We start from the raw sequence: 16,945 nt of genomic DNA on the forward strand, positions 1-16,945 counted from the left end.
CACGGCCAGGGCGCCGCCCGCGCCCGCGAACAGCACCGAGCGCCGCGAGAACCCGGGCGGCCGGACCGGCGGCGTCGGCGGCACCGGCGGCGGCTGCTGCGGCGGCGTCGTGGCCGCGCCGCCGACCGGGAGCGCCGTCGCCGTGGCCGCCGCGTCCGCGGCCTCCCGCCGCCCCAGCACCATGGTGCTGTGCTGCGGCGGCAGCCACCGCCCGTGCGGGAGGGTGGAGCCGACGGCGTGGGCGGCCCGGAGTTCGGCGACCGTGGGGCGGTCGGCGGGGTCCTTGGCGAGGCAGCGGGCGAGGGTGGGTCGCAGCCCGGCGGGGACGCCGTCGAGCCGGGGTTCGTCCTCCATCGTGCGGTACATCATGGCGATCGGGTCGCCGTGCCCGTACGGGCCGTGGCCGGTGGCCGCGTAGACGAGGGTGGCGCCGAGGGCGTACACGTCGGTGGCGGGGCCGATGTCGGCGCCGCGGAGCTGCTCGGGGGCCATGTAGCCGGGGGTGCCGGGGGCCATGCCGGTGACGGTGATCTGGGTGTGGTCGCCGGCGCGGGCGATGCCGAAGTCGATGACGCGCGGGCCGTCGTCGGCGAGCAGCACGTTGGACGGCTTGAGGTCGCGGTGGGTGATGCCGGCCCGGTGGATGGCGTCCAGGGCGGCGGCGATGCCGGCGATCAGGGCGCGCTGGGCGCTCTCGGGGAGGGGGCCGGCGGTGGAGACGGCCTCGGTGACGGAGACACCGGGGATGTACTCGGTGGCCAGCCACGGGCGCCGCGCCCCGGGGTCGGCGTCGAGCACGGCGGCGGTGAACCGGCCGTCGACGCGGCGGGCGGCCTCGACCTCGCGGGCGAAGCGGCGCCGGAACTCGGGGTCCTGGGCGTACTCGGTGCGGGCGGCCTTGATGGCGGCGAGCCGCCCGGCGTCCGACCGGCCGAGGAACACCTCCCCCATGCCACCGCTGCCGAGGCGTCCCACCAGGTCGTACGTGCCGATCCGCGTCGGATCGCCGGCTTCCAGCGGCTGCATGCTCAGGGTCCCTCCCGTTCGGGCGACCCGAGCGTACAGCCGCCGCGCCCACCGCCTCGACGGCCGCCCCGCCCCTGACCCGCGGTGGGGTGCCCGGGCCGGACGGCCCTCCGCGGGTCGTCACACGAACGACCGTCCGCACGGGGCGGGGGGCCGGGACGGGCGGGCCCGCCGGGTGCGCGGACGGCGGGCCGTCCGCCCATAGGTCGGCTCTATGACCTCATAGGTTCAGACCACCTACCCGCCACCCCGTGCGGCGGGATTTGCTGGGGCGACGACCGCCCACCCGCCGCCCGACCGGAGGAACGTTCCGCCATGCCAGGTGCCGCCGCACGTCCCGTCCGCGTCGCGATCGTCGGAGCCGGCCCCGCCGGCATCTACGCCGCCGACGCGCTGCTGAAGTCCGATGCCGCCCAGGAGGGGGGCCCGGGGGTGTCCATCGACCTGTTCGAGCGGATGCCGGCGCCGTTCGGGCTGATCCGGTACGGGGTGGCGCCCGACCACCCGCGGATCAAGGGCATCGTGACCGCGCTGCACCAGGTGCTGGACAAGCCGCAGATCCGGCTGTTCGGCAACGTCGACTACCCGAACGACCTCACCCTGGACGACCTGCACCGCTTCTACGACGCCGTGGTCTTCTCCACCGGCGCGACGGCCGACCGGGCGCTGGACCTCCCGGGCATCCACCTGGACGGCTCGTACGGGGCCGCCGACTTCGTCTCCTGGTACGACGGCCACCCGGACGTCCCGCGGACCTGGCCGCTGGAGGCCGAGCAGGTCGCGGTGCTCGGCGTGGGCAACGTCGCGCTGGACGTGGCCCGGATCCTCGCCAAGACCGCGGACGAGCTGCTGGCGACCGAGATCCCGCCGAACGTGCACGCCGGGCTGCTGCGCAACCGGGCCGTGGACGTGCACGTCTTCGGCCGGCGCGGGCCGGCGCAGGCCAAGTTCAGCCCGATGGAGCTGCGCGAACTCGACCACTCGCCGACCATCGAGGTCATCGTCGACCCGGAGGACATCGAGTACGACGACGGCTCGATCGCCCAGCGGCGCGCGGCCAAGCACGTCGACATGGTCGCCTCGACGCTGGAGAACTGGGCGATCCGCGACCCCGGCAGCCGCCCGCACCGGATCTTCCTGCACTTCTTCGAGTCCCCGGCGGAGGTGCTGGGCGAGGACGGCCGGGTGACCGGGCTGCGCACCGAGCGCACCGAGCTGGACGGCACCGGCAACGTCCGCGGCACCGGCCGGTTCCGCGACTGGGACGTCCAGGCCGTGTACCGGGCGGTCGGCTACTACTCCGACGAGCTGCCCAAGCTGCCCTTCGACCCGGTCTCCGGCACCGTCCCCAACGAGGCCGGCCGGGTGCTGGCGGCCGACGGCTCGCACCAGGACGCCACCTACGTCACCGGCTGGATCAAGCGCGGCCCGGTCGGCCTGATCGGCCACACCAAGGGCGACGCCAACGAGACCGTCGCCTGCCTGCTCGCCGACCACGCGGCCAGCCGGCTGCCGGGGGCGGCCGAACCCGACCCCGAGGCGGTCGCCGCCCACCTGCGGGCCCGCGGGTCCCGGTACACCACCTGGGAGGGGTGGCACGAGCTGGACGCCCACGAGCGCGCGCTCGGCGCCGCGGAGGGCCGCGAGCGGGTCAAGGTGGTCGAGCGCGAGGAGATGCTGCGCCACAGCGGCGCCTGAGCACGCCGGAGCCGGCACGCCCGCCCCGGGCGCTTCGGCACCTGACCCCGGCTCAGGCGTCGAAGCGCTCGGTGAACGGCCGCCCCGGGCAGGTACGGCACTCGAAGAGGCACACGCCGCCGAGATCGCCCAGCACCAGCTCCGGTCCTTCGATCCGGTCGTCCGCGTCCTCGACCGGGGTCCAGGTGGGCGGATTCAACCGGTCGTTGCAACACCTCGTCCCCGGAGGTGTTGATGGGCAGGCCGGCAGGGTGGATGTCGACGACGCAGGCGAGGTAGGGCCACGTCGCGCCGACCTGGATGTACGTGATGTCGCCGCACCGGCGTTCGTCGAGGTCGGTGGCGGTGAAGTCGCGCTGGACCGGATCGGGGACCGGGGCGCGATCGGATCGGGAATCGTGGTGGTCTTCCTGCGGCGCAGGTGGCGGCCGACGATGCGGTGCTTGCGCATCAGCCGTGCCACGCGCTTGCGGTTGACGGTGTACCCGAAGCCACGCAGTTCGGCGTGGACCCGCAGCGCGCCGTAGGTCTCCTTGTGTTCGGCGTGGATCTCGCGGGTCTCCTCGACCAGGGCGTCCTCGTCCTCCTGGCGCGCGGCACGGGTCCCGGCGCCGGCCTGCCGGCGGTAGTAGCCCGAGCGGGAGACGCCGAGCACCTGGCACAGCCGCTGCACGCCGAGGCCCCGGCGTTGTCGGAGATGAAGTCCCAGCGGCGGGGTGTCACTTCATCTCCTTGGCAAAATAGGCGGCTGCCCGGCGCAGGATCTCCCGCTCCGGCTGCCACTCCTTCTCCGCCTTGATCAGCCGGGTGTTCTCCGCCCGCAACCGGGCCGGCTCGTCCTCGGCCCCGCCGGCCTGCGCTCCGCCACCGCAGGACGCCGCCCCCTCGGCCTCGCGCACCCAGGTGCGCGAGGTCTCGTGGTTGATGTTGAGGTCGTCGGCGACGGACTTGAACGTCCGCCTGCCCGCCGAGGCCCGCCACAACGCGACCGCATCGGCTCTGAACTCCGGACTGTACTTCGATGGCCTTGCCACGCGGATCTTCACCTTCCTGGATCTACAAGATCCAGGAAGGTGTGTCCACAACGTAGGAATCACCTCACGCCCGGCCATACCCCGCCGTCTGCGCCGCACCAATAATGAGATTAAATGTGTCGTAAACGCGGGGGCCAGCGATGGGTTGTGTCCCGACCCTTCGATGGAGGTCACATGACGTACGCGCCCGGGCGTCCAGGCGGTACCGACGACCTCCTGCCGCCACGTTCGAGACCGGCGACCAGAGGCCGGCCTTGACTGCAGGGATCCCGGCGATCGGCCTGCCGGCCCGCAGCCTGATGCGATGTTCTCCCCGGTCGCTCTGGGCGAGGAGTGGCATCGACCGCCGCGGTGGTTAGCGTTCGATCGCGGCAGCGCCCTCCTCCCTGTTTCGCCGTTCGACCTGCTCAAGTCGCTTGGGCGGAATGCCGCCGTGACGCCCTCGTGGGCCGATCCGGACCACGCCACCGGCGCCGTCCTGTGTCCCCGTACGGCCCGGCCCGGCATCACCTACCTGTGCCGGGCCGGGAAACGCGCCCGTGACCAACCGCACCTCCCAGTCCTGACAACGCCTGCAGAGCGCGCCAGGCGTCCACTCCTCAACATCGCTCCGGAGTCAGCCCGACATGTCACGCATGACCCGTACACGGTCCGCAGTTCTGGCCTTCCGGCCGCTGTCGGAAGCCCTCGGGAAGACGAACGGCTTCGGTCTCCTGCGGCTTCTGCTCGCGGTCTCGGTGATCTTCGCCCACGCCATGCCGCTCGGCATGGGCAAGGGCGATCCCGGTACGACGTGGTCGCGCGGGCAGACGGGACTCGGCGCCGTGGCCGTCGCCGGGTTCTTCGTGCTCTCCGGTCTGCTCATCACGCGCAGCGGAGTCCGGCTCAGCACCGCCCGATTCCTGTGGAACAGGGCGATCCGCATCCTGCCCGGCCTCTGGGCCTGCCTGCTGATCACGGCCTTCGTCATCGCGCCGGTCGTCGCGCACCACGAGCACCTGCTCGGCACGTTCTGGTCGCACCCGCAGGGCCCGTGGGAGTACATCAAGGCCAACTGGTCGGTCGGGGTGAACCAGTGGTCGATATCCGGGCTGATGGCGCACAACCTGCAGGGCGGTTCCTTCAACGGTTCGATCTGGTCGCTCGCCTATGAGGTTCTCTGCTACCTCGCGGTGGCGGCCCTCGCGGCCGTCGGCATCCTCCAGCGGGCGCGCTGGGCAGTCCTGGCCATCGTGGCCGCCCTGTACGGCTACATGGTCTACATCGCGATCGACTACCCGCACCTGCGCGCCCCCGGCTACGGGCCGACGACGCTGCCCGGCTGGCGCCTACCCCTCCTCGGCACGCTCAGCATGGACATGCTCGTCCCGCTCGGGCTCATGTTCGGCCTCGGTGCGCTCGCCGAGCTCTACAAGGAGCGCCTGCGGATGAACGGGGTGGCGGCCCTGCTGTCGTTGGGCCTGTTCGTCGGGAGTGCCCGGTACGGCGGGTTCTACGTCATCGGACTGCCGGCGCTCGCCTACCTGCTGATCTGGCTGGCCGCCTACATGCCGCACCCGCTGACCAAGGTCGGCACCAAGGTGGACCTCTCCTACGGCGTCTACATCTACGCGTTCCCGATCCAGCAGAGCCTGGCGTTGTGGCAGGTGCCCCGCCACGGGTACGCGGTCTACACCGGAGCCGCGGTACTCCTCTCGGTGGTCGCCGCCTTCCTGTCCTGGCACGCGGTGGAGAAGCCCGCACTCAAGCTCAAGAACATCCGGCTGCCCCAGCGGAACCGGGGCGACCGGAACAAGCCGACGAACGGTTCGGCCAAGGTCGTGCTGCCTGCTCCGGCGACCCCGGTCGCAGTCGGGGACCGCTACTCGGGTTGAAACCGTGATGCCGGCGATCAGTAGGGCTCGACGAGCGGCGTGAGCCCGCCACCATCTGATACGGCACCCCCTCATGTCGGCGACGGGTGAGAGCCGACCGCTGATCGGCGGGCCGAACGGGACCCATTTCGCGATCTTCCGATCATCCTGAGCGGCTCGTCTCCGTCGCCGCGCCGGTCGAGGTCGAACCGGCGGCCGCGGCCGCCTCGGTTGCCACCGCGCCCGCGTGTGGTGACCGAGGTGGGGCCGCGTGAGCTGCCGCGGTCTCGGGCTCGGCCGCCGGCCATGGCGCGCGGCCATGCACTGGAGCAGCACCAGCGGCGCCGACTACCGACTTCTGCAGACCGCCGCCGGCGGCGCCTCCGACCGGCTCCGCCAGGCCGAAGGACCGACCGGTCTCGGCTCCGTCTGCACGATCACGGTGTGACCCCAGCGCGCCGCGAACGGCTGCAGGCCGGCACCCGCCAGCCTGCCGAGCCAGGGCCGGTACGAGTCGCCCGGCGCCACCCCACGGTGGCCGCACCCCTGAGGGCTTCATGTTGTCCGCGGTCAACATGGTGTGCCCCGGGGCACGAACAGACGTGGAGCGTATGTCGAAGGGTGCTGGCGGCCTGTTGGACGGCTCTGTCACCGGGGCTGGAAGCGGCGCATAGAGCGGGCGGGCGGAGCCACGGATGTCTCCAGCCGCCCGCCGTTTGTGTCACTGGTCTTCGTCGTCCTCCTCGGGGTCCGACTCCGCGGTCCACCAGAGGTCGATCCGGTAGGACTCGAGTGCCCGGCGGTGTGCGGCGAACACGGGGTCGGGGTTCAGCTCTCCCTCGGGGGTGGCGAGCTGTTTCAGGAAGCTCGCTTCTTGATCGGCCGCGGCCCGGCGGCCTTTCCAGGCGACGCGGGCGGCGTACGCGCCCGGCCGGGGGAGTTCGTAGCAGCCGGCGATTTCCGGTGAGAAGGCCCGGATGACGACCATTCCGGTGGGGAGGTCCAGGATCTGCCGGCTGTGTCCTTCCTCTTCCCAGGCCGTGTCCTCCCGGGCCGGACCGTCCCAGACCAGGAGGGTCAGTTCGGCGGGCGCGATGCCTTGAGGACTGTGCAGATAGAGCTGCGTCCCCGTTCCGGCGACGATCGTCTCCCGGCTTCGCCGGACCGCGGCGGAGTCCGTGAGGTAGGCGTCGGCGTCGTACACCTCGATCAGGCCGTGGTCGGGCCTGGCTTCGGTGCGGTGTTCCTGCAAGAGCGCCACGTCGTCGTCCTCCTGGTCGATCTGACCCGCTACGGAACCATGGTGGCGTACAAGGGGGACGTCGATCCGCTGCCAGGGACGGGTAGGCGCGGTCGGGGACTTCAGTGACATGGCCGGCATCACGTTTGCGTCGACGAGTTGCCGGCTTCCCTGGCCGTCCAGCGGTCCGGCGTCGGGGACGGTGTTAGGTGAGGGTCCGCACGGGGTGGTATCCCAGGATCCGAGCAGTCTTCCCTTCGAAGGTGGTCGCAGTCCTTCGCCGTCTCCGAGGCGCTGCGCATCCGGCAGCCGCCGCAGCGCGCCCAGGTACGCGGTGATCACCGAGAGCGTCACGTGCCCGGCAGTCCGAGGCGACCGTAGGCGCCCTGACCTCCAGGTCGGGGAACCTCCGGCCGCTGAGCGGCCTCGGCCAGCGGCGTCCGTCGGCAATCCGCCGGGCGGAAGTGGATGGACCGCGTCGGGCCGAAACCGGACGACAGCGGCCCCCGGCGTGCTGTGCACAGCGGGGGCCGTGTCGATGACCTTCTCGGGGTCGGGCGCAACCTACCGGCCTTCACCGACAATCGCACTGGTGTTCAGCGCCTACTGAGCACGGACCCTTGCTGTCGCGTCGTCCGGGCGGTGCGGGGACGGAGGCCGCCTGCGTCCCCCGGAGGCCGGGTGGATCAGCGGTGTGAGGCGGCGGCCTTGCGGCGGCGCAGGGCGACGAGGGTGGTGGCGCCTGCGGCCAGGACTGCGGCGCCCGTGGCGGCGATCGGCAGGGTGGAGGAGCTGGATCCGGTCTCGGCCAGGTGCGGCCCGGAGGAGGCCGGGGTGGTGTTCGCGGCCGTGGTGGTGGGGGTGCCGGGGCCGGGGATGGTGAAGCGGCCGCGGTAGCTTGCGCCGTAGCTGAGGCAGCCGGGTCGGCCGCCGGTGGTGGTCGCGTTGTCGAAGGTCTCGGACTGGCCGGTCACCTCACCGTGGTAGAGGGCGGTGAGGGCCTTGTCGGTGGCGGCGATCTTCACCTGGATGGTGACCTTCTCGCCCTTGGCGATCTTCAGGATGCCGAGCACGGCCGGCCTGGAGCCTTCCACGGTGACGGGCTTCCAGTCGGAGCCGGGCGTCTTCACCTGGACGGTGAAGGCCTCGGAGCCCCAGGTCACGGGGTTGGTGACGGGCTCCTCGCCGATGTCCGTGATGAACAGGTAGGTGCTGAACTCCTTGATGTCCATCCGGCCGGTGTTCTCGAACGTCACCGAGGTCTCCTGGGCGGGGCCGCCCTTGGCCAGGGTGCTGCCGACCAGTCCGGTGCCGGTGACCTTGATGTCCTGCAGGAGGTGGTTGCCGGTGCAGGTACCGGACGGCTTCGGCAGCGGCGCCGTCGGCTCGGCGGTGGCCGTGGCCGTCGGGTGGGGCGAAGGCTTGGAGGTGGCGCTGCTTGTCGGTGCCGGGACGGAGGCCGACGGAGAGGCCGGTGCCGAGGTGCCGGGCGCAGCGGTCGCGGAGCTACTCGGGGCGGGCGACGCGAACGTGGCCGGGGCCCCGACGGTGGCACCGGCGGACAGCGCGACCAGCGCGGCGGCGGCCAGCAGGCGGGAAGAACGCAAGGTCATTGCTCCCACGAATAGGCGTGAAGTATGTCTGATTTCAAACGACTTGAGGGGCCGGTGGCCTCGCAGGGTCGTGCCCGCACTGTATCCGCCCGCCAGGACAGCCGACCCGGCAGCCCGCGACTCCTGCAGCACGACAAGGGTTGCCCCGCACGGATGGGGGCGGCCGCGTCCGGCGCCGAGGCCGGGGCGGGCGACCAGCTGCATGCCGGCGTTGCTGTCCGGTGGCAGTTCCCGGGCAGCCCCACGCTCACGGAGGCGGCACTTGCGGACCTCACCGGACCTGAGCTTTGCCCCGCGACGTGGACACCCTGACACTTGGATCTGGTTGATCCAGGAAGGGAAGTCCAGGTGGGACGTCCGTTGACGAGTTGCGTCGTGATGCCGTCGCGCTGTACCAGGGCCGCGAAGGGCCGGCGCACGTTCGCGGCGGTCGCGAAGGAGATCGGGGTCAACCATGAGACCCTGCGGAACTGGGTGAGGGCCGCCGATGCCGAGCCGGCGTCGACCGGGCAGGCGCTGAGCGCTGACGAACGGGCCGAGCTCACTCGTTTGCGCAAGGCTGAGCGCGAGTGGCAGGTGGAGAAGGAGATCCTGCGTCGGGCAGCGGCCTATTTCGCACGGGAGATGAGGTGAGGGCCCGCCGCTGGGACTTCATCTCCGCCCACGCCGCCGGGTTCGGCGTCCGGCGGTTGTGTGAGGTCGTGGGTGTCGCCTGTTCCGGGTACTACGCCTGGCAGGCCGAGGCTCGGGCCCATGCCGATCGGGCGGCGGCCGAGGCTGCGCTCGTGGGTGAGATCCGCGAAGTCCACCGGGAGACCCAGGGCGCTTACGGGGGTGCCGAGGGTGCACGCGGAACTGCGGGCCCGGGGCCGCGTGGTCAGCCGCAAGCGGATGGCCCGCCTGATGCGCGAGCACGGCATCGTGGGCCGTCACCTGCGCATCCGCTGCCGCACCACCGTCCATGACAGGAGTGCGCCACCCGTCGACGATATCCCGGGAGCCGCGGCGCAACGCTGCGACCCGAGGCGGCCGACTGGAGTACCGGGCCTCGGTCGCGCAGTGGAAGGCCGACCTCGTGGCCCAGCGTCCGAAGGCAGCGAAGCCGGCCGCGAACGATCGGCTGCGAAACTACGTGCAGGAAAGGCTTTCAGGCCAGGTCAGCCGCTTGGACGGGACGGCCCTGGGGCCGCAGGCCGCGCCGTGGAAGGGACGGAACAAGCCGCACCGCGGCGACCGCCGGTGGGCCACGGCATGGAGCCCGGAGCAGATCGCGAACCGGCTGAAGGTCGACTTCCCCGATGATGAGTCCCTGCGCATCTCGCACGAGGCGATCTACCAGGCCCTGTTCATCGAAGGCCGGGGAGCGCTCCAGCGCGAGGTCGTCGCCTGCCTGCGCATCGGAAGGGCTCTGCGAGTGCCCCGGGCCCGGGCCAGGCGGAAGGCGTGGGCGCACGTCACGCCCGAGGTATTGATCAGCGCACGGCCGGCCGAAGCCGACGACCGCGCCGTGCCGGGACACTGGGAGGGCGACCTCCTGATCGGACTCGAGCGGTCGGCGATCGGCACACTGGTCGAGCGCACGACCCGGTTCACGATCGAGACCGGCGTTCCGGTCTACTCCGCCGACCCGCACAGCCCATGGCAGCGCGGCACCGACGAGAACACGAACGGCCTGCTGCGGCAGTACTTCCCGAAGGGCACCGACCTGTCCCGATGGGCGGCGGACGATATCGAGGCGGCCGCTGCCACGCTCAACAGCCGACCCCGCAAGAGCCTCGGTTGGAAGACACCCGCCGAAGCCCTCGACGAGCACCTACTATCACTGCAGGAAGCCGGTGTTACGTCCACTGATTGAATCCGCCCTGGTAGTCCCAGCCGGTCTCCCGCTCGACCCGCTCGAAGCGGCCCTCCAGCGCGTCCCAGACCTCGTCCGCCAGGTCCCAGCTCGGGTACTCCGTCACCAGCTCCGGGTGCACCACGCAGGGGCGCGGTACGTGGCCCCGCCCGGCCCCCGCCGGCACCGGCGGGGCGGTCCGCACCGGACCGACCGCCGCGGACGAGCGCCACCGCAGCTCCGGGAGCACCCAGCAGCCGTCGTACCGCAGCGGGCACCAGAGCAGCTGCAGCAGGTCGTGGCCGTCCGGGAAGGGCACCAGGTCCGGCAGGTCGGCCGCGTACAGCTGGACCACGCCGACCATGGGCGAGCCGAAGTGCTCGGGGCAGGTCGGCCAGGGCTCCGCGGCCGGCCAGAGCAGCGGGCCACCGACCGAACTGTCCCGGGACGTCGGGCTCCCGGCGCGCGGGTGCAGCCGGACGGCCTCCCGGCGCAGGCCGGCCACCTCGGGGAACAGCCGCTCCACGTCCAGCGGGCGCGGCGGGGTACGACGGGTCATGCCCGGACGATGGCGCCGCCGGCGACCGGTCGAACGGTCACCCCGGGCGGCCGTCCTGAGCCGATGTCACGAATCACCCGATTCGCACATAGAGTCGACCCCCATGAAGTTCTTCCGTTCCAGGGCAGCCGCCCAGCACGACCCGCACCTGACCAATCTGACCGTCGAACAGGCCGAGTACCTGCGCGAGCTGGTCCGCCAGTACCACGCGGGCGCCGGCCCGCAGGTGACCGTCGCCGGGGACACCGTCCACGCCCCGCAGGGCACCCGGAACCTCTACAACCTCGCCGAGCTGTGCCGGCGCTCCGACCCGCGCGCCTGGCCGCAGGTGGTGGAGCAGCACTTCCGGGCGCTGGACGGGGCGGTCGGGGCGACGCCGGACGACGCCGACGGGATGCTGCGCACGGCCTACCTGCGGCTGGTCCCCGACGACGCGTTCCCGCCGGAGGCCGAGGCGGCGTTCAGCTACGTCCGGCCGGTGGCGCAGGGCCTGCGGGAGGCGCTGGCGCTGGACCTCCCGGACGCGGTGCGGCTGCTGGACGACCGGGCCGTCGCCCCGGTGGGCCTGGAGCGGCTGCGGGCCGCCGGGCGGGCCAACCTGGTCCGGGAGCCGGTGACGTACGAGGTCGTCGAGGGCCGCGAGGGCGGCGCGCCGCTGCACATCGTGTCGGGCGACTCGATGTTCGTGGCCAGCAAGGCGCTGGTGCTGGACGAGGTGGCGCGCGCCCTGACCGGGCGTGAGCTGCCGGAGGCGGGCGCGCTGTTCACCGTGCCGAGCCGGCACTTCCTGGTGTTCCACCCGGTGGCCGGGCCCGAGGCGGTCGGCGCGATCAACGATCTGGCGGCCTTCGGCCTCGGCGCGTACCAGGACAACCCGGGCCCGCTCTCGCCCCGGCTCTACTGGTGGCACAAGGGCGGCATCGTCTCGCTGACGGTCATCGACGACGCGACGCGCTCGTTCTCGATCGTCCCGCCCGAGGAGCTGATGACGATCCTGCGCGGGCTTCGGGACGCCGGGTGACGCACGGCGCGGGCCGCTCCCACCGAGGGGGCGGCCCGCGCCGTCAGGGCCGTCAGGGCCGTCAGAACGGGAAGCGGCTGCGCCCGTGCTGGACGGATATCCACTTCACCGTGGTGAACGCGTCCACCGTGGACTCGCCGTTGAGGCGGCCGACGCCGGAGTTCTTCTCGCCGCCGAAGGGCACCACCGGCTCGTCCGCGATGGTGCCGTCGTTGACGTGGATCATGCCGGTGTCGATCCGCTGGGCCACCCGGACGCCGCGCTCCACGTCGGCGGTGTGCACCGCGCCGCTGAGCCCGAAGGGCGTGTCGTTGGCGATCCGGACGGCCTCGTCCTCGCCGTCGAACGGCACCACCAGCACCACCGGGCCGAACAGTTCGCGCCGCAGTATCGGCGCGTCGGCGGGCACGTCGCCGAGGACCACCGGGTCCATCAGGCTGCCGGCCGTCCGGCCGCGCAGCAGGGCGGTGGCGCCGGCGGCGATGGCCTGGTCGACCTGGGAGGTGATGTTGTCGGCCTGGACGGAGTTGATCAGCGGGCCGATCTGGGTGGCCGGGTCCTTGGGGTCGCCGACCCGCAGCGAGGCGGTCTTGGCGACGAACTTCTCGGTGAACTCCCGGGCCACGGAGCGGTCCACCAGCACGCGGTTGGCGGCCATGCAGACCTGGCCCTGGTGGGCGAAGCGGCTGAAGACGGCGGCGTCGACGGCGTAGTCGAGGTCGGCGTCGTCGAGGACGATCAGCGCGCTGTTGCCGCCGAGCTCCAGCACGGTCCGCTTGAAGTGCGAGGCGGCGACGGTGGCGACGTGCCGGCCGATCTTGTCGGAGCCGGTGAAGGAGATCACCTTGGGCACGGGGTGCTCGATGAAGGCGTCGCCGATCTCGGCGATGTCGGTGACCACCACGTTGAGCAGGCCGGCCGGCAGGCCCGCGTCCTCGAAGATCTTGGCGATCAGGGTGCCGCCGACCACCGGGGTCTCCTGGTGCGGCTTGAGCACCACACCGTTGCCGAGCGCCAGGGCCGGGGCGACGGCCTTGAGCGACAGGAACAGCGGGAAGTTGAACGGGCTGATCACGCCGACCACGCCGACCGGCAGCCGGTAGAGGCGGTTCTCCTTGCCGGGCACCGGCGAGGGCAGGATCCGGCCCTCGGAGCGCAGCGCCAGGGCCATCGACTCGCGCAGCATGTCCCTGGTGAGGGCGAGTTCGAAGCCGGCCTTCAGCGCGGTGCCGCCGAGCTCGGCGATGATCGCCTCGGTGATCTCGGCCTCGCGCTCCTCCACGATCCGCAGCGCCCGCTCGAAGACCAGCCGGCGCTCGTACGGGCTGGTCGCCGCCCACTCCCGCTGGGCCCGCTCGGAGGCCCGGTAGGCGCGGTCGACCTCGTCCACGGTGGCGACGGTGATGGTGGCGAGCTTGTCACCGCTGTACGGGTCGACGTCGACGATGTCCCAGGAGCCGCCGCCGGTCAGCCACTCGCCGTCGATGTACTGCAGCGCCAACTCGGAGAAGTACGACATCTGATCCCTCTCGTGCCAGTTCGGGAAACGCCTCGATCGGATCAGCGGTTGTTCACGTCCGAATCTGATCGACGCTCATCGTACTTATGCGTCACAGCTCTTGGCGTACGGAGTGGAGAAGTTCCCGTGTCTTCTCGGGGGAGAGGCTGTCGGCGGCCAGGCCGTCCATCGCCGCGGAGTACTCGGCGAGCTCGGCCGGCTTGTCCAGGTAGAGCGCGCTGGTGAACTGCTCCAGGTAGACCACGTCCGGCAGTTCGGTCGAGGCGAAGCGCAGCACCGAGAACGCGCCGCCCTCGGCCCGCAGCCCGCCGAAGCCCAACGGCATCACCTGGAGCTCCACATCGGGCAGCTCGGACAGCTCCAGCAGCCGGTCGATCTGCCCGCGCATCACCTCGGGCCCGCACCAGGGGCGGCGCAGCGCCGCCTCGTCCAGCACCGCGAGCAGCCGCGGCGCCCGGTCGGAGCGGAGCAGCTCCTGGCGCCGGAGCCGGACCTCCACCCGGCGCTCGACCTCCGCCCCGGCGGTGACGTGGCCGCCCAGCTGGATCACGGCGCGGGCGTAGTCGGCGGTCTGCAGCAGCCCGTGGACGAACTGGACCTCGTAGCTGCGGATCTCGGCGGCGGCCTCCTCCAGCCCGACGTAGGTCTGGAACCAGCCGGGCAGCACATCGCCGTAACCGTGCCACCAGGAGGTCGCGTTGGCCTCCCGGACCAGCCCGAGCACGGCGGCCCGCTCCTGCTCCCCCTCGACCCCGTAGAGCGTCAGCAGGTCGGCGACGTCACGCTCCTTGAAGCCGACCCGGCCGAGCTCCATACGGCTGATCTTCGACTCCGAGGCGCGGATCGAGTAGCCCGCCTCCTCGCGGCTGACGCCCCTGGCCTCCCTCAGCCGGCGCAGCTGGGATCCCAGCAGCAGGCGCCGTATGGTGGCACCCCCGCCCGGCTGAGTCGTGCCCATCGTGTCAACCTCCGCGTCCCGCGCAGCCCCCCGACCGTCGGCGGCAGTCTGCCATCTGCCACCGACAAACAACAGTCCGTCAGCGCGGGTATCGGCCGGGTCACGGCCGCGGCGGCCGACCCATCCGCTCCAGCTTCAGCAGTCCGGGGACGGCGGCCAGGCTGAGCAGGGCGAGGAACGCCCACGGCCGGGCGGCCCCGCCGCCGAGCAGCAGGGTGAGCAGGCCGGGCGCGACGGCCTGGCCGAGGTTCCAGGAGAGCTGGTAGACGGCCAGGTAGCGGCCGCGCAGCGCGGGATCGGCGAGCGAGACGCTGAGGTCCTCGGCGAAGGGGGTGGCCATGGTCTCGGCGAGGTTGTAGAGGGACATCGCCACGTACAGTCCGGCCAGGACGGTCCAGCCGGGGGCGGTCGCGAGCAACGCGAACAGGCCGAAGGCGAACGCGTTCAGCAGCGAGGCGGCCGCGATCACCCGGGTCGGCCGGAACCGTTCCAGCCGGCCGGCCACGACGTTCTGGGTGAGCACCACCTGCACCCCGTTGAGCACCAGCAGCGAGCCGGCCACCCAGGCCTCCCGGTGCAGCCCCTCGGTCAGGTAGACGGCGAGCAGCATGCTGATGATCATCGAGCCGAAGACGTTGGCCAGGTTGACCGTCACCAGCAGCAGGTAGCGGCGGTCGCGCAGCACCGTGCGGTAGCCCCCGCGCTCCGGGGCGCCGTCCGCCGGGCCCTCCTCCCCCGTCCCCGACCCCGTCCCCGTCCCCGTCCCCGGGCGCTCGGCGGCAGCGGCGGGCGACGGCCGCCAGGAGGCCAGCAGCCCGGCCGCCAGCGCGTAGCTGGCCGCGTTCAGCACCACCAGCAGCCGCAGCGCCCCGGTGCCGCCGCCCGCGACCAGGACGGAGCCCAACGCCCCGCCCAGCCCCAGCCCGGTGTTGCGCAGCGTCTGCACCAGCGCGAACCAGCGCGGCCGCTCCCCCTCGGCGGCGGCGAGCACCACCAGGCCGGTGCTGGAGGTCCAGTACGCGACGTGGCCGACCTGGGCCAGCAGGCAGACCAGCACGATCTGCCAGGCCCGCCCGGCGAGCAGGAAGCCCCCGTACGCCAGCGCGGAGAGCAGGTTGCCGCAGGTGGCGACGGTCCGGGCGCCGTAGCGGTCGATCAGCGGGCCGACGACGATCGCGGTGGGCAGGGCGAGCAGCCGGGCGGCGGTGATGGCGGCGCCGACCGCGGCGACGGCCAGGGTGGTGGTACGGGTGAAGTAGACGACGGTGAAGGCGAGGATCAACCCGGTGCCGAGGCTGTCGATCAGGTGGGCCCCGACCAGCCGGATCCGGCCGGTGACGTCCGGCAGGCCGAGGCGGTCGCGGAGCGGGGGGAGGGTCGCTGTGGTCATGGCAGGAGCCTCCCGGGCATGATCGTCCCTGCCCATGGATTCGACGCCGGTCGAATCCTCGCCCGAAGGCCGCCCGGAGGCCACCATGCTCACCTGGGAGTTCTCCGCCCAGGACCTCGCCCGCACCCGCTTCGCCTGCTCACCGCTGTGCGAGGTCACCACCAGCGTCGAGGTGCTGAAGGACCCGGGCCGCAGCGCCGTCCACCTGCCCTGGGTCCGGCAGGCCCGGCGGGCACTGGCGGGGGTCGACTGGGAGCTGCTCTCCGCGCTGGTGCGGCTGCCCACGGTGTACATCCCGGACTTCCTGACCCCGGTGCCCGCCGACTCCACCCGCACCATCGAGCAGGAGCTCGCCGCGCTGGCGGCCGCCGCCCCGGCCTCGATCCGCCGCGACCTGGTCAAGTTCGGCCCGGAACTCCCGCCACTGGTCCAGGAGTTGTACGAGGACCCGAAGGCCGGGACGGCCCGGCTGGTGGCCGAGATCCAGGCGTACTGGACGGCGGCGATCGCCCCGCACTGGCCGCGGATGCGGCGGCTGGCCGAGGGCGAGATCCTGCGGCGGGCCCGGCAGATGTCGGCGGGCGGCCCGGCCGCGCTCTTCGCCGACCTGCACCCGCTGGTGAGCTGGGAGCGCGACACCCTGCGGATCGGCCACCGGATGTTCGAGGAGCGGCACCGGCTGGAGGGCGAGCGGGGCCTGGTCCTGGTGCCGACCGTGTTCGCCTGGCCGGGCGTGTTCTCCCAGACCGGCGCGGCCTGGCAGCCCGGCCTGGTCTACCCGCCGCGCGGGGTGGCCACGCTCTGGGAGGGCGCGGGCGCCGCCGTCCCCGAGGGCCTGGCACGGGTGATCGGCCGTACCCGGGCCCGGCTGCTCGCCGAGCTGGACGCCCCCGCCTCCACCACCGAGCTCGCCGCCCGTACCGCCCTCTCCCCCGCCACCGTCTCCCACCACCTCACCGCCCTGCGCGACGCCGGCCTGCTCGCCCGCCACCGCACCGGCCGTACGGTCCTGTACGCCCGCGCCGAGGCCGCCGAACTCCTGCTCCGCACCTGACACCTGACACGACCGCCGTCCCGTCCCGGGGATCCGTCGTCCTCTGCCGCTCCCCCTGAACATGACGGCGCCCGTCCTCAACTTGGTCGGGGAGAGGACGGGCGCCAGGAGACCGCTATGGCCCGGCGACACTGACGGAGAAGCGG

15 protein-coding genes and 2 pseudogenes are annotated in these 16,945 nt (G+C 72.5%); 8 read left to right on the forward strand and 9 right to left on the reverse strand.

Annotated elements, in window-relative coordinates; all coding sequences use genetic code 11:
• Positions 1–1,026 (reverse strand): serine/threonine-protein kinase (locus ACWEQL_RS15200; RefSeq protein WP_452150701.1); only part of this gene is annotated, 1,026 nt, incomplete at its 3' end.
• Between the two features lie 315 nt (positions 1,027–1,341).
• Between ACWEQL_RS15200 and ACWEQL_RS15205 the strand changes: the two genes are divergently transcribed.
• Complete coding sequence (locus tag ACWEQL_RS15205) at positions 1,342–2,724, forward strand: FAD-dependent oxidoreductase (protein ID WP_452150702.1); 1,383 nt, start codon at positions 1,342–1,344, stop codon at positions 2,722–2,724.
• A gap of 52 nt (positions 2,725–2,776) precedes the next feature.
• Here ACWEQL_RS15205 and ACWEQL_RS15210 read toward each other — a convergent pair whose 3' ends face one another.
• On the reverse strand, positions 2,777–3,397 hold the full coding sequence (locus ACWEQL_RS15210; RefSeq protein ID WP_452150703.1) for an IS3 family transposase: 621 nt from the start codon (positions 3,395–3,397) through the stop codon (positions 2,777–2,779).
• Positions 3,398–3,443: 46 nt separating this feature from the next.
• Positions 3,444–3,758, reverse strand: coding sequence for a transposase (locus ACWEQL_RS15215; protein WP_452150704.1), 315 nt, complete (start codon positions 3,756–3,758; stop codon positions 3,444–3,446).
• A gap of 635 nt (positions 3,759–4,393) precedes the next feature.
• Between ACWEQL_RS15215 and ACWEQL_RS15220 the strand changes: the two genes are divergently transcribed.
• On the forward strand, positions 4,394–5,632 hold the full coding sequence (locus ACWEQL_RS15220; RefSeq protein ID WP_452150705.1) for an acyltransferase family protein: 1,239 nt from the start codon (positions 4,394–4,396) through the stop codon (positions 5,630–5,632).
• Between the two features lie 298 nt (positions 5,633–5,930).
• Positions 5,931–6,059, forward strand: coding sequence for a hypothetical protein (locus ACWEQL_RS15225; RefSeq protein ID WP_452150706.1), 129 nt, complete (start codon positions 5,931–5,933; stop codon positions 6,057–6,059).
• Positions 6,060–6,332: 273 nt separating this feature from the next.
• On the opposite strand, the gene ACWEQL_RS15230 is transcribed toward ACWEQL_RS15225, so the two are convergent.
• Together ACWEQL_RS15230 and ACWEQL_RS15235 are read right to left on the reverse strand one after the other, a co-directional pair.
• Complete coding sequence (locus tag ACWEQL_RS15230; RefSeq protein ID WP_452150707.1) at positions 6,333–7,205, reverse strand: hypothetical protein; 873 nt, start codon at positions 7,203–7,205, stop codon at positions 6,333–6,335.
• Positions 7,206–7,537: 332 nt separating this feature from the next.
• Positions 7,538–8,458 carry an LAETG motif-containing sortase-dependent surface protein gene (locus tag ACWEQL_RS15235; RefSeq protein WP_452150708.1) on the reverse strand — a complete coding sequence of 307 codons (921 nt, stop codon included), beginning with the start codon at positions 8,456–8,458 and terminating at the stop codon, positions 7,538–7,540.
• A gap of 354 nt (positions 8,459–8,812) precedes the next feature.
• Between ACWEQL_RS15235 and ACWEQL_RS15240 the strand changes: the two genes are divergently transcribed.
• The 3 genes and pseudogenes from ACWEQL_RS15240 to ACWEQL_RS15250 form a co-directional block, all read left to right on the forward strand.
• On the forward strand, positions 8,813–9,097 hold the full coding sequence (locus ACWEQL_RS15240) for a transposase (RefSeq protein WP_452150709.1): 285 nt from the start codon (positions 8,813–8,815) through the stop codon (positions 9,095–9,097).
• 120 nt (positions 9,098–9,217) lie between these two features.
• Positions 9,218–9,388: pseudogene (locus ACWEQL_RS15245) on the forward strand (IS3 family transposase); the annotation flags it as partial.
• Between the two features lie 49 nt (positions 9,389–9,437).
• Positions 9,438–10,319 (forward strand): annotated as a pseudogene (locus ACWEQL_RS15250) (IS30 family transposase); the annotation flags it as partial.
• Here the strand turns inward: ACWEQL_RS15250 and ACWEQL_RS15255 are convergent.
• The gene (locus ACWEQL_RS15255; protein ID WP_452150710.1) at positions 10,303–10,857 is read right to left on the reverse strand and encodes a hypothetical protein; all 555 of its coding nucleotides are present in this window, start codon (positions 10,855–10,857) and stop codon (positions 10,303–10,305) included. The pseudogene ACWEQL_RS15250 and the gene ACWEQL_RS15255 sit on opposite strands and share 17 nt — an antisense overlap.
• Before the next feature lie 103 nt (positions 10,858–10,960).
• On the opposite strand from ACWEQL_RS15255, the gene ACWEQL_RS15260 reads away from it, so the two are divergent.
• A complete protein-coding gene (locus ACWEQL_RS15260; protein WP_452150711.1) occupies positions 10,961–11,878 on the forward strand; it encodes a hypothetical protein in 918 nt (305 codons plus the stop codon).
• Positions 11,879–11,939: 61 nt separating this feature from the next.
• On the opposite strand, the gene ACWEQL_RS15265 is transcribed toward ACWEQL_RS15260, so the two are convergent.
• From ACWEQL_RS15265 to ACWEQL_RS15275, 3 genes are all read right to left on the reverse strand, one after another.
• Complete coding sequence (locus ACWEQL_RS15265) at positions 11,940–13,397, reverse strand: aldehyde dehydrogenase family protein (RefSeq protein WP_452150712.1); 1,458 nt, start codon at positions 13,395–13,397, stop codon at positions 11,940–11,942.
• Positions 13,398–13,488: 91 nt separating this feature from the next.
• Positions 13,489–14,355 (reverse strand): helix-turn-helix domain-containing protein, encoded by an 867-nt coding sequence (locus tag ACWEQL_RS15270; RefSeq protein ID WP_452150713.1) that lies wholly within the window; start codon positions 14,353–14,355, stop codon positions 13,489–13,491.
• Positions 14,356–14,455: 100 nt separating this feature from the next.
• Positions 14,456–15,745 (reverse strand): MFS transporter, encoded by a 1,290-nt coding sequence (locus ACWEQL_RS15275; protein WP_452150714.1) that lies wholly within the window; start codon positions 15,743–15,745, stop codon positions 14,456–14,458.
• Between the two features lie 34 nt (positions 15,746–15,779).
• Here ACWEQL_RS15275 and ACWEQL_RS15280 point away from each other — a divergent pair, with 34 nt between their 5' ends.
• Positions 15,780–16,799: a DUF5937 family protein gene (locus ACWEQL_RS15280; protein WP_452150715.1), complete on the forward strand. Its 1,020-nt coding sequence runs from the start codon at positions 15,780–15,782 to the stop codon at positions 16,797–16,799.
• The last annotated feature ends 146 nt before the right edge of the window (positions 16,800–16,945 follow it).

The sequence above is a fragment of the Kitasatospora sp. NPDC004240 genome, assembly GCF_053603215.1.

Coding starts and splice junctions, on each gene's coding strand:
- ACWEQL_RS15280 (WP_452150715.1), top strand. CDS start 15,780: ATGGATTCGACGCCGGTCGAATCCTCGCCCGAAGGCCGCCCGGAGGCC.
- ACWEQL_RS15275 (WP_452150714.1), bottom strand. CDS start 15,745: ATGACCACAGCGACCCTCCCCCCGCTCCGCGACCGCCTCGGCCTGCCG.
- ACWEQL_RS15225 (WP_452150706.1), top strand. CDS start 5,931: ATGCACTGGAGCAGCACCAGCGGCGCCGACTACCGACTTCTGCAGACC.
- ACWEQL_RS15260 (WP_452150711.1), top strand. CDS start 10,961: ATGAAGTTCTTCCGTTCCAGGGCAGCCGCCCAGCACGACCCGCACCTG.
- ACWEQL_RS15270 (WP_452150713.1), bottom strand. CDS start 14,355: ATGGGCACGACTCAGCCGGGCGGGGGTGCCACCATACGGCGCCTGCTG.
- ACWEQL_RS15255 (WP_452150710.1), bottom strand. CDS start 10,857: ATGACCCGTCGTACCCCGCCGCGCCCGCTGGACGTGGAGCGGCTGTTC.
- ACWEQL_RS15265 (WP_452150712.1), bottom strand. CDS start 13,397: ATGTCGTACTTCTCCGAGTTGGCGCTGCAGTACATCGACGGCGAGTGG.
- ACWEQL_RS15220 (WP_452150705.1), top strand. CDS start 4,394: ATGACCCGTACACGGTCCGCAGTTCTGGCCTTCCGGCCGCTGTCGGAA.
- ACWEQL_RS15205 (WP_452150702.1), top strand. CDS start 1,342: ATGCCAGGTGCCGCCGCACGTCCCGTCCGCGTCGCGATCGTCGGAGCC.